Source organism: Paenibacillus sp., from assembly GCF_048976745.1.
Taxonomy (GTDB): Bacteria; Bacillota; Bacilli; order Paenibacillales; family Paenibacillaceae; genus Paenibacillus.
In genome coordinates this window covers 332,874-346,942 of the sequence record NZ_JBHGUU010000004.1, presented here as the reverse complement: position 1 = coordinate 346,942, position 14,069 = coordinate 332,874, and the positions used below count along the sequence as shown (strand labels likewise).

1 protein-coding gene is annotated in these 14,069 nt (G+C 45.3%); it reads right to left on the bottom strand.

Annotated elements, in window-relative coordinates; translation table 11 throughout:
- Positions 1 to 11: 11 nt before the first annotated feature.
- Positions 12 to 13,997 (bottom strand): amino acid adenylation domain-containing protein, encoded by a 13,986-nt coding sequence (locus tag ACE3K2_RS02375; RefSeq protein WP_421886256.1) that lies wholly within the window; start codon positions 13,995 to 13,997, stop codon positions 12 to 14.
- Positions 13,998 to 14,069: the final 72 nt, after the last annotated feature.

The following is a 14,069-nucleotide window of genomic DNA, read 5'->3' as shown; positions in this document are numbered from 1 at the left end:
AATGGTTTATATTAGTGTATCACAGAATCTTTCCAATGGTTCATCTGATTCAGATGATCAATAAGAATATGAGGCTTCTCCACAATATGGTCGAATAACCTCAGATACTGATTAGTAAAATGTTCCATATCCTTCCGGGTGAAACTTGCCACCCGATAGTCAAAGTGGATACTGAAATGTTCTCCAACTTTTTGAGCTGTAACATAGATCTCATACTCACTGAACTTCCATTCATACTTAAATGGAGTAATCTGAATTTCAGAAGTTTCTACAGAGCGCTGAGCAAAATTGTTAAGGTTAAACATGGTATCAAACAGCAAATCCCCATCAGGTGCAGAGGAGAAACCTGCATCTTCCATCATTTTTTCAAATGGATAATCCTGATGATCAAATGCATCTATTTGGTTAGCCTGGAGCTTAAGAAGATATTGGTGATACGTATCACCTGTTGATATTATATTTCGCAAGGGAATTGAATTAATAAACAACCCAACCGTGTCCTGCAATTCAGGTCTTCTTCTGCCAAATGCATACGTTCCTACAATCAGGTCCGTACTCTCCGTCTTCTGATGCAACGTAAGCAGATATACCGAAAATAAAATAGCGTAGTCCGTTAAGCTTGAATCATGGAGCTTTTCTCTAAGTTGTGCGAGATGGCTTGCAGGTAGCTTCACAACTATCTGATCTCCCACATAAGAAGTGAGGCCCTTGTCACTTACACGTTCGCTATTTACCGTAAAAGGTTGGTAGCCGCGGAGTACTTCCTTCCAGAAGATTTGGGATTCTGCATATCCTCCCCGATCAAGCCTGTCCTTTTGCCAAACAGCATAATCTTTATATTGTAACTGGACAAGCGGAAGCGTTATCCCCTGATAGAGCTGAATCAATTCGTGCATCAGAATGCCTACGGATGTACCATCCGATATGGCGTGATGCATATCCATCAGAAGCACATGATCCTCTTCTCCCATATGGAGAAGCTTCGCACGAAGAAGTGGTGGCCGAGCTGCATTGAACGGTTGAATAAAAGATTCCATGATACGTATTCTATCTGACTCTGACTCAACGTTCTCTTGAATCAGGTCAAAAGGAGTCCTTTGGTGAATACGCTGAACCACTTGTCCTCCCTCATTGTGCAATGAGGTACGCAGAGCTTCATGGCGTTCAATCAGAGCCCTAAAACTATTCTCCAGCTGCTTCGCCTGAAGTCTTCCCTTGATATGAAATGCCATTGGCATATTCCAATGATTATTGTCCTGGCTTGCTTCGTAACCGTAAGCTTGATAAGGTGTTGCAGGATAGGTGCTCTGTTCAAGTGCAGGCTGAATAGACTCATATTCATCATGATAAAGGGCTGCTCCTTGCTGCTGGATGTAAGCGGCCAACAACTTTATCGTTGGATACTTAAATACATCCTGCAGATCTATCCGGATATGAAGTTGCTCTTGGATAAGAGTATTTAACATCATGGCTTTCAGTGAATGTCCACCGTTTTCAAAGAAATGATCCTCTGTACCTGCACGTTCAATGCCAAGTACCTCTGCCCAGATCAATGCCAAATCCTGTTCAAGCGCATTTTGGGGGGCACAATAGCCTCTCGTCAGTTGATTGACTGGCTCTGGCAGGGCTCTTCGATCTATTTTTCCATTGGAGTTACGCGGCAGATTATTCAGAAACTCAAATCTAGACGGGATCATATGCTGTGGAAGCATTGAACTTAACTCTTGCCTGATATGAGCCAGTTGTTCCTGTGCAGTCTGTTCTTCCCATTGCAGTACAACGTAGGCCACAAGATAGGAATGGCCTTGTTTGTCCCGTTTGGGAACAACTACAGCCTCCCTCACTTCAGGTAGTGATATCAAGTGATCCTCGATTTCGGGAAGTTCAATGCGATTGCCACGAATTTTGACTTGCTGATCCAGACGATCCAAATATTCCAGATTTCCATCAGGCAACCATCTGACCAAATCACCCGTGCGATAAATGATCTCTCCAGGTGTAATAACACTTTCAATGAATCGTTCTGATGTCTGCGCAGGCTGATTGAGATATCCCAAGGCCAGACCATCTCCACCAACATAGAGTTCCCCTGGAACACCAATCGGCTGTCTTTGTCCCCAACGGTTAAGCACGTAGACTTTGGTATTGTGAACTGGACGCCCAATAGGTACATTCCGTCTATCTCTCAGCGTTTCATCCACATTATAGGTTGCAGCAAAAACGGTCGTTTCTGTAGGTCCGTATCCGTTAGCCAATCGGTGTGGACCCAGATAATCCAGAGCCTTAAGAACATGACTTCGGGAGGCTGCTTCCCCGCCAAAAAACAGTTTGCGAACATGTGTCAGACTGGTCACATCATAATCCACAAGGGTATTGAACAGTGCAGCCGTCATAAAAGCAGAGGAAATCCGCTCTTCTTTCAGTGTTCTGGCAAGTTCAGCTGTGTGTACAACGTCCTCCCTGGGAATCAGCACCAGAACAGCCCCATTAAGCAATGCGCCAAATATTTCATAGGTTGATCCATCGAACGCATAGTTGGACAGCTGCAAAACCCGGTCTTCCGGCCCCATATCCATGAACCCATTATTCACACTTGTTCTCATAATATTCCGATGTGTGGTGACGACTCCTTTGGGTGCACCAGTCGATCCAGAAGTGTACATGACATAGGCAGGTGAATCAGCATTCCACCTTTCAACCCGGTCAGATATAACCTTTTCCTTGGCCATTTCACCCCATAAGCGTTCGTCTAGCAATACCGTTTGACCCTGAAAATCAGGTACGCCCAGATTAACTTCAGTTATCAATAGTTGGGCTTGGCTATCTCTCAGCATGTAGGCTAACCTGTCTTCCGGGAAAGTCGGATCAAGCGGTACGTATACAGCCCCCACCTTCAAAATCCCCATAATGGATACAATCATGCCTATGGAGCGATTAGCCAGTAATCCTACCACGCCACCCGAGGCGATTCCCTTCAGTCTTAGTATCTCTGCAAGCTGATTGGCCCTTATCTCCAACTCTCCATAGGTTATCTCCTCCGTACCCATTACAACGGATGGACGATCCCCATATTGCAGCACTTGCTTTTCAAACCTCTGTGTTATCGTTTCTTCCCTCGGGTAATCTACGATCTCTCCTTCGAGACTTGCCAGGTGCAGCCTTTCCTCCGGAGTACACATCTCAATCTTCATGATGTGCTCATAAGGGCGAATCACCATTTGCTGCAAAATATGTTCATAATGATGCATCATGCGCTCAATCGTTTCCGAAGAGAACAGATTTTCATTATATTCAACAGTTAGGCTCAGGCCTCCAGCGTGCTCAACACTTCCCCATGTCATATCGAACTTGGGCTCACTCGATTCAAAAGGCATCTGACGTATGGAGATCGAACTCGCTTCAGGTGATGAATGCTCCATGTTCTGCAACACAAACATCGTATCAAATAGTGGATGGCGGTTCAGTTCTCTGGGCAACGCCAGCTGTTCAATTAACTCCTCAAGAGCATACATCCCATGTTCGTAGCCCTGCAGCAACTGGGTGTGAACCTGTTGAATGTATCTCTGTACTTCAATCTCTCCCTCGGGCCTCAATCTCAATGCCAAAGTATTCACGAACATGCCAACCACGGATGCAGTATCTGCATGTTCCCGTCCGGCTGTAGGTACTCCGATGATGATATCCTCCTGTCCGACATATTTGGACAACAGGATGGAATAGCCCGCCATCATTACCGTATACAACGTTGTTTTATTCTCTTCTGCCTGCATCTGCAGCTGTTCAGTCAGCTCGGCTCCAAGCTGCATCTCTACTCGTGCCCCAGTAGCTCTATCCGTTCTGCCATAGGAATTGTCATAAGGAAGATTCAGCACCGAGAGTTCACCTTGGAATTGATTTAGCCAGTATTCGCCACTGCTTCGATAGTTTTCCGCGTTCTTCTGTTCCTGTTCCCAGACAGCATATTCCTTGTACTGAACAGGAAGCGGCTCAAACTTTTGTTGTTCATACAACTGAAAGAGTTCACTGAAGATAATACCGGTCGATGTACCATCAGAAACAATATGGTGAGTATCCACAACCAGAATATGCTTATTTGCTGAAGTACTTAACAAGCCTGCACGAATAAGCGACTTGTGATCCGTCAGATCGAAGGGGCGAATGAACGAATGAACGTACGTCTTTGGATCAGCTGTAGCTGTTTCCTTCGGTTCAGCCAGTGCACGCTCCATCCTCCACTCCAAGTCTGCTGCAGGCCATATACGCTGTCTGAGATCCCCTTGAACAAGTTCAAAAGACGTACGCAAAGATTCATGTCTATGGATCAGGGAGATAAATGCTTCCTCGAGTCGCTCAGCAGAGAGTTCACCTTCAATTTCAAATATCATTGGCATGTTGTAGCTGGTACTCTGCTGATCCATATGCTGAAGGAAAAATAGTCTCTTCTGTGCCGACGAAGCAGGATAGGTATCTTGAACCGTCACAGGCTGCAGCGATGCATAACGATGGGTCCCTCTAGCTTTTTGAATAACCTTGGACTGATCCAACACGGAAGTGTAGGTAAACACATCCTGTACCGTCAACTTTACATCAAAAGCTTTATGGATCTGGGCAATAAGAGACATAGCCTTGAGAGAATGTCCTCCAAGTTCAAAGAAATGGTCGCGAATGCCCACTCTTGATAACCCCAGAACATTGGTCCAAATTTCGGCCAGTTCAGCTTCGAGCGGATTGGTTGGTGCAACATAACTTTCGGTTAACAGGGGTTGTGGATTCGGAAGCATTCTCTTATCCACTTTGCCATTACTGGTAAGCGGAAAAGAGTCAAGCAAGGTGTATGTTGAAGGCACCATATAATCTGGAAGATCGTGAAGCAACTGTTCCCGAATAATACCCGCCAGCCTGGACTCAGATGTCGAATGAGGAACGATATATGCCGCGAGAAAGGAATGACCTTGCTCATCCCGTCCAGATGTTACCATCGCCTCTTTAACTTCCGGCAATACAAGAAGCCTGCTTTCGACCTCTGTCAGCTCCACTCGATTGCCACGAATTTTGACCTGCTGATCCAAACGATCCAGGAATTCCAAGTTTCCATCAGGTAACCACTTTACCAAATCTCCTGTACGATAGAGTCTTGTTCCTGACTTCAGCGGATTCTTACCAAATCGCTCTTCCGTCAATGCTGGTTGATTCAAATAACCCAGTGCCAGTCCTTCTCCCCCGATGTAGAGTTCTCCGGGTACCCCAATAGGCTGTCTCTTTCCCCACGGATTAAGCACATATACCTGTGTATTGTGAACTGGGCAGCCTATAGGCACATTGCTTCTGTCCCGCATACTCTCGTCCACAGAAAATGTTGTTGCAAAAACAGTCGTTTCCGTTGGGCCGTAACAATTAATGATGCGATGGGGACCAAGATAATCCAGTGCCTTCAGGACATGTTTTCTGGAACCGGGCTCCCCACCAAAAAACAGTCTTCGCACATGTCTCAGACAACTCAAGTCGTAATCTACCAGCGTATTAAACAAAGCCGTCGTCATGAAGACAGTTGTAATTTGCTGCTCATCCAATGTACGGGCCAGTTCTGTAATATGCAGCATGTCCTCTCTGGAAATCAAGATAAGCGCGGAACCATTCAGCAAAGCTCCGAAAATGTCATAAGTCGATCCGTCAAAAGCATAGTTGGACAACTGCAGCACCCGATCCGTAGGCATCATGTCAATGAACCCATTCCGGATACTAGTTTTTAGTATGTTACGATGTGTGGTTACGACTCCTTTTGGTTTCCCGGTTGAACCCGATGTATACATCACATAAGCTGCATGATCCGGTTGGGATTTTTGATCCGACTCGAACTCCTCATTAAAAGGTCCACTCCACCACTGTTCATTTAACACCATCGTTTTCCCAGAAAAGCTGTGAACTGCTCGACCTTGTTCAGCAATGAGCATTTGTGCCTGGCTATCTTCAAGCATGAAGGCCATGCGCTCTTGTGGAAAGCCCGGATCAAGTGGAACGTATGTGGCTCCGGATTTTAGAATGCCGAGAATGGATACGATCATTCCCATAGAACGGTCCGTTAACAATCCGACTCTGTCTCCCGGACGAACCCCTTCCTGTTTTAACGTTTCAGCCATCCGTTTAACATTCATACCCAGCTCACTATAGGTCATGCTCAGGGAGCCCATGATCAACGCAGGACGATCTCCGTGCTGTCTCACTTGTTTTTCAAACCGCACTGGTATTGTTTCTTCTCTTGGATATTCAACAACTCGTCCTTCAATCTTCTCAAAGTACAGGCTTTCTTCCAATGTACACAATTCAATATCGTTGAGACTCAGATTGGGATCGTTGACCATCTGTTCAAGAATATGCGCATAATGGGAAGACACTTGTTGGATCCTAGCATGGGAAAACAAGTCGGTATTATATTCAATCGTCATGGAGATGTCTTCTTTCAACTCATGTCCAGCCCAAGTCATCTCATACTTAGATCGCCCTGTTGTTGTCTCCATCTGATCAATATTTAGCTGATCCGCCTTTAATTGAGCCATGTTCATGTTCTGTAGTACAAATAACGTTTCAAACAGGGGATGGCGACTCGGCTCCCTGACCATTTGCAGATGATCCAGCAGCTCTTCAAGTGGGTACAGCGCATGATTGGAGCAATCCAGTACACGCTGCTTCAATGATGCCATGTACCCTGCAACCGTAAGTTCCGGCTTGATTTCGCTGCGCAAAGGCAACGTTTTAACAAACATCCCCACCATGGAAGCCGTTTCGACATGATCTCTGCCTGCGATTGGTGTACCCACAATGATATCTTCCTGTCCGCTATACTTGGATAGCAGAATGTAATATGCGGCTAACAGCAGTACATACAAGGTTGTATCCTGGCTCACCGCGAGATCGGTCAGGCGCTTCGCAAGAACGTCACCCAGCAGGAATGTATGCTGCGCTCCTTCATATCGCTGTACTCGTGGACGCACATTCTCCAGAGGGAAGTCCAATATCGGCAGCTCTCCCTCATACAGTCGATGCCAATAATCACGAGCAGCACTGTAGGCTTCCGTTGATCGCTGTAGCTGCTCATAGGCAGCGTAATCTTTATACTGTTTTTGCAGAAGCGGCAGCTCTTCATCTTCATATATTCTGAATAACTCGTCGTACATAATCGCTGTTGATATCCCATCCGAAACGATATGGTGAACATCCATCAATAATAGATGCTGCGTATCCGATTGCTTGCGGACATAAGCTCTAAACAAGCTTGGAGCTGACAAATCAAAAGGAAAAATACATGATGTAACCCATGACGCCTCGTCATGATCTAAAGACCCGTATTGTGATGTGCCATTATTTACTTCTGTCATAGTAAGTTTCCAGTCCAGTTCGTCCAGCGCGTGTACCTGTTGCCTAACCTCATCTTCTTCCACCAAGAAAGAGGTTCGTAAGGACTCATGGCGCTCAATCAACTGAAGCAGAGCGTTTTCGAGTCGTTCAATATTCAGATGACCTTCGATTCGTAATACCATGGGCATATTATAACTGGTACCCATATTTTCATTTTGCTGAATGATATATAATCTTCTCTGAGCAGAAGTCACATTATAACTTGTATCCTGATTCACAGTAGGGAGGGAGACATGCCTGTGAAGCTTGTCGTTCCCCTGGATAAGCATTGCCTGCTCCCGAATGGTAGGATGGCTGAAGATATCCTGAAGGTTTAGCTTTACATCAAACATCTGGTGTATTTTGGCTACCATGGTCATCGCTTTAAGCGAGTGTCCTCCAAGATCGAGAAATGATTCCAACATGCCCGGAAAATCCTTCCCGAGAACTTCGGACCAGATATGCTGCAACCGCTCTTCATACGGGTTCTCAGGGCGTATGACCTCCGTCGTTTTCCATTTAGCCGAAGGCTTGGGAAGAGCAGCATGATTCACCTTACCATTGGATGTCATCGGTATGGTGTCCACAATAAGAATAAATGCAGGAATCATATATTCCGGAAGTGAATGTCTCAATTCATCCTTCCACTTAGAAACCAGACCGGAGCTGTCCATCTGCTTCGCAGCAAGATCTTCGGGCACTACATATGCGCAAAGGAGGGAACCCTCGCCACGCTCCTCTTTGCGTGCAATTAACACGGCTTCATTCACGGAGGGAATTTCTTTCAATCTGGTTTCAATCTCACCGAGTTCTATCCGGTTGCCCCGAATTTTGATCTGATTGTCCATTCTTGCCAAGTACTCCAGTTGGCCATCCTCTCTCCAAACCACTAAATCTCCTGTCCGATATATCGTTTCTCCAGGGACAAATGGGTCTGGGACAAAGCGTTCTTCCGTCAAACCGGGCTGGTTCAGATATCCGTTTGATACACCTTCCCCCCCGATGTACAGTTCACCGGGAACCCCTATAGGCTGCAATTGGCTCCACCGATTAAGCACATATAGTCGTGTATTGTGTATCGGACGTCCGATGGGAACCCGAGTATGTTGATGCAAACTGTTTTCAACCGAATATGTCGCAGCAAAAACAGTCGTTTCTGTCGGTCCGTATGCATTCACAACACGATGCTCGCCCAAGTAATCCAGTGCTTTCAGTACATGTTTAATCGATGCATTCTCTCCACCAAAGAACAGTTTCCTCACATGCTTGAAGCACGTAACGTCATAGTCAACCATGGTATTGAACAATGTCGTCGTCATAAAGGCCGACGTAATTCGTTGTTCATCCATCGTTCTGGCCAGTTCGGCAGCATCAAGTAAAGTATGTTTGGCGAGTAATATGAGTGATGCACCGTTTAATAGTGCCCCAAAAATCTCATAGGTTGAGCCATCGAATGCATAATTCGATACTTGAAGTACCCGATCGGCAGGGGATAGTTCACTGAAGCCATTGTGAATGGCTGTCTTCATAATATTTCGATGACTGGTCATAACCCCTTTGGGTTTACCCGTCGAGCCCGAAGTATACATCATATACGCTGTTGCTTCCGGCGGGATTGCTGGCAACTTCCAATTTCCGAACTGTTGCTTCGTCCTTGCTGCCTCTTGAAGTATTGCATCAAGTGACAGATGATGTGTTGTACATCCAGCTAGAGTTAATTCATTGGCTGAGATCAGCCAATTGGCCTTGCTGTCTTCCATAATGAAACGCTTGCGTTCTTCGGGAAAGGAAGGATCAATAGGAATATACATAGCACCTGTCTTGAGAATCCCAAAAATAGCTATGATCATTCCCAGAGAACGATCTGTCAACAGACCTGCAACATCTCCTTGCTTCATTCCTTTTTCCATCAGTACGCGTGCAAACAGATCTGTCACTTCGTTGAATTCCCTGTATGTCAAACTCTGATATTTATCCATGACCGCAATCTGATCAGGAGTTCTGGCAGCCTGCTCCTCGATTGCTGACGAAATACTGGATTGACGTGGGTATTCTGCCTGAGTTTCATTGCAAGCAAGCATAGCGGATTGCTCATCGTTCGTTAACAAATGGATTTCCTTCAGCCTCATGAAGCGGGCACCACCCATTTGTACAAGTATGTTTTTGAAGTGATCAACCATCTTCAGAATGGTTGACTTTTTATAGATGGAGGAAGCATACTCCACTGTCCAGTTCAAGCCATGGCGATCCTCTTGGCATCCCCATGTCATATCAAATTTGGCATGATTCCAGTCCCACTCTGCTGCAGTAAATGTAGTCCCCGTCAGTTGGATTGGGTGAATATCCATATTTTGCAGTACAAAGAGGGTATCGAACAACGGATGCCGGCTAAGATCCCTTGACAGTTGAAGATGCTCAAGCAGGTCCTCCAGAGGGAACTCTCCATGCTCTTGCGCCTCAACAAAATTGGACTTCACCCGACCTATGAATTCATCCACTGTGAGTTCACCTGGGACCTGATTACGCAGAGCCAGCGTATTGACGAACATGCCTACCATAGGCTGAACATCTTCGTGATATCTTCCGGCTGTGGGTGAACCGACCACAATATCCTCTTCTCCGGTATATTTGGATAACATGATATTATAGGCTGCCAGCAAGACAACATATAGTGTGGTTTTATGCTTAGCAGCAAGACTTTTTAGGCGATCCGTGAGCTCAGATTCAAGTTGAAATGAGATCGAATGCCCCTCATAAGATCGAACGGAAGGCCTGATATAATCAGGTACAATCTCTGTACTCGGGAGTTCACCTTCGAATTGAGCACACCAGTAATTCCGATTATCCTCATATCTCTGACTTGTTCGCTCATTCTGTTCGTATACCGAGTAGTCTTTATAGTGTAAGTTTACGGGTGACAACTCTTCACCCTCGTATAATCGGGTCAGTTCTTTATAAATGATTCCGGTGGATACACCATCAGATACGATGTGATGAATATCAATGAACAAGAGACTTCGATCGGATGTTACTTCAGCAAGGGCTGCACGGATCAACGGACCGCTTGAAAGATCAAATGGCTGTACAAATGTTTCAAGATGTGAGGCAATCATCGTTTTCTTATCATCAATAGCATCCTTGCCGAGATGCACCTCCACTTGTTGTTCTTGCATTTCATAGTCGAATAGCTTCCAGTTTAATCCCGCAGGCTCCAGAATAAGTTGCCGCAAGTGTTCACCAGACCAGATGAAACGCGTTCTTAGAACCTCGTGCCGTTGTATAAGCTGTATGAAGGCCTTCTCAAGCTTATCCCGGTTAAGCTTACCTTCAATCTCCAGTACCATTGGCATATTATAACTGGTTTCCAAGGGAGCAAGCTGCTGTGCAATATACACTCTTTTCTGCGATGCGGATACCGGGTACGAGTCCTGTCTTTCCGCGGCAGGAATAGCCTTATATACACTTTTGCGAGAATTTTCAATGCATACAGACATGTCCCGCAGTACTGCTGCACGGAACACTTCATGCAAGGAAAGTTTTACGTCCATCTCCTTATGTATTTTGGCTACCAGCATCATAGCTTTTAACGAGTGCCCCCCAAGTTCAAAAAAGTGATCCCCGGCACCTGGTTTAATGCCCAATATATCTTCCCAGATCTGAGCCAGCTTCTGTTCGGTATCTCCAGACAGTGGCTGATCTTTGGTTTGACCCATCACCTTTGGAATAGGAAGGTTTTTCCGATCGATTTTACCATTAGAATTAAGTGGGAATTCACGGAGAATCTGAAATTCAGCAGGAATCATATATTCTGGTAAGCGGGCTTTCAACGCCATCTTCCAATCCTGAATTTGCTGATTCTGCTCGCCATGAGCATCTGCATAATGAACAGGGATGATATATGCACTTAAGTTGGAACTTCCCTGCGCATCCCGCCATGTTGTAACAAGAACATCTTCCACTCCGGAAAGAGCCCTCATCTTCTCCTGCACCTCTCCCAGCTCAATGCGGTGACCCCTGATTTTGACCTGATGATCCTTACGGTCTACAAACTCCAAATTTCCATCAGGCAGACGTTTAACCAAATCCCCAGTTTTATACATTTTCTCATCCGGAGCATATGGGTTATCCACAAAGCGTTCCATCATCAATTCTGGAGCATTCAGGTAACTGGCCAACCCTTCACCGCCAATGTATAATTCTCCAGTCACACCAATAGGCATTGGATTACGTTTGGAGTTCATAACATAAGCAGTCGTGTTGTGGATTGGTTTGCCTATGGGTACGAGATCAGGCAGCGTAATTGGATAATATGTCGCATATACCGTCGTTTCTGTCGGCCCATACATGTGCAATAATCGTTCTGGTCCCAAGACAGCAAATGCTTTGTTCAGATGCCTGATGGAAGCTTTCTCACCGCCAAACAGGAGATGTCTTACCTTGCTGAAACAGCTCGGGTTCCAATCCACCATCGTGTTAAATAGCGCAGTTGTCATAAAAGCGACCGTAATCTTTTCCTTGGTGAACATATCGGCAAGCGAAGCTACATTCTGCATCTGTTCTTCAGTAGTCAGTACAAGCGTCGAGCCATTCAACAATGCCCCGTATATATCGAAGGTAGCCCCATCAAAAGCATAATTCGAAATTTGCAGAATCCGATCTTTGGAGTTCAGTTCCACATAACCATTATTTCGCACAGTCTTGATGATATTTTGATGAGTTGCAACTACACCCTTAGGTTTTCCAGTTGAACCTGAAGTATAGATAATGTACGCGGCATCCCGTGGACCCGATAAGAAATCAATCTCTTGGTGATTGTTTGTGTTGAATGAACGCTCATGCATCATCAACATATCCATGGTTATGATATGTCCCTCATAGTTAGGCAATTCTAATTCAGTGAAACGAAGCAGGGATCGTGCACCACTATCGTGAAGCATATGGGTCAATCTTTCGGCTGGAAATGTGGGGTCAAGTGGAATATAGGCAGCGCCAGCCCGAATAATAGCCAACATGCCTGCGATCATCTCCATGGATTTCCGGGCAACCAGACCTACCTTGTCTCCTGGCCTTATGCCATGCCATTGTATAGCTTTGGCCCAATCTTCAACCAGAGCATGGAGTTCTGCATAAGTCCACGTCTGGTAAGCTAATTGAATCGCTGGATGATCAGGATATAACTCTACCTGTCGAATAAATAATTCTGAAATGGACTGGTCCCTCGGATAGTCTGCTGTGGTCTCGTTTCCTTTCGCCAACATATTGTTTTCTTCCGGGGTCAGGATACGAATATCTGAAACACTTATCTCGGGTTCTCGCGCGATGATTAGACAGGCTTGCTTCAGGTGTACAAACAATCGCTCGATAAAAGAATCCGAATATACCTGCTGGTTGTAATTGATCTTGACCCGAATCTCCTCACCTGGACCTATGGAAATGTTCAGATCATAATTGGTATGCTCATAGGCTTCAATGGAAGTAATATCAAATCCCAGTTCGAACTGTTTGGTATCAAACATGCTGGCACTGGACGGGTAGTTTTCATACACCATGATATGATTAAAAAGCTGACCATTCTGACCTGCTTCCGCCTGCACTTCAGCGAGAGACAGATAGCTAAACTCCTCGGACAAAATGGCATTTTGGTGTGTCTCTTTCAGTAATTGAGCAAATGACTGTTTCTCATGCTTCGACGTTATTCTTACGGGTACAGCGTTAATGAACAAACCTACAATTTTCTCCACATTCGGTATGGTAGCCGACCTTCCAGACACTACGGTTCCAAAAACCACATCGTCCGAATTGCTGTAGTATTGAAGAACTACTCCCCATAATGTCTGAAAAAGACTGCTCATCGTGACCTGATATTTACGGCTAACATCCATTAATTGATCTGTCAGCACCTTGCCCAAATTAAACGTAATCTCCTGAATGAACGGTGGTTCCGCTGAACCCGAAGCTATTTCCGCAGGGAAGTCCGCTCCGATCTCATAACCAGCGAGATAATTCTTCCAATAGGTTTTGGCTTTGAATTCCTGCTGTTCACCCAACCATTTAATATATCGTTTATAGGGAATAACACGATCAAGTTGTACAGGTATTCCGTGAATCTCCTGTTTGTAGAGGGAGAACCACTCCTGAAAAAGGATACCCAGGCACCATCCATCAATAAGAATATGATGATTGCTCCAGATCAGCGTGTATGCCGCCGGGCCGGTTTGGATCATTTGCAAGCGTAGCAGGATATCTTTGGACAAATCAAAAGACCGCTGGCGATCTTCTTCCGCTATCTGCCGGATCATCTTCCGTTGCTCTATAGGATCAGGCTCGGTCAATTGAATGTATTCCAATTTAACTTTTCTGTTTCGCAACACGATTTGTCTTGGCTTGTTGATTTTGTCGTGAATAAAGATCGTCCGCAGCGTATCATATCTCTCGATAACTTTGTTCATGGAGCGTTCCAATGCCTTGACATCGATGAATCCTTCAATCGTAAAAATCATTTGCTCGAAATATACATCTCCCTGGTCGTAAAGCGAATGAAACAGCAGTGCTTCTTGCATTGGAGATAATGGATAAATATCAGCAATTTCCGGTTTGTTCATCATCCCTTATGTCCTCCCCTTAAATCTATAGATAGCCGAAGAAGACCGGAGATCCCCTGCTCATTCTCAGGAATC

What these genes read in the sequence shown, in the direction of transcription:
- ACE3K2_RS02375 (WP_421886256.1), bottom strand. Translation starts at nt 13,997, where the DNA reads ATGATGAACAAACCGGAAATTGCTGATATTTATCCATTATCTCCAATG.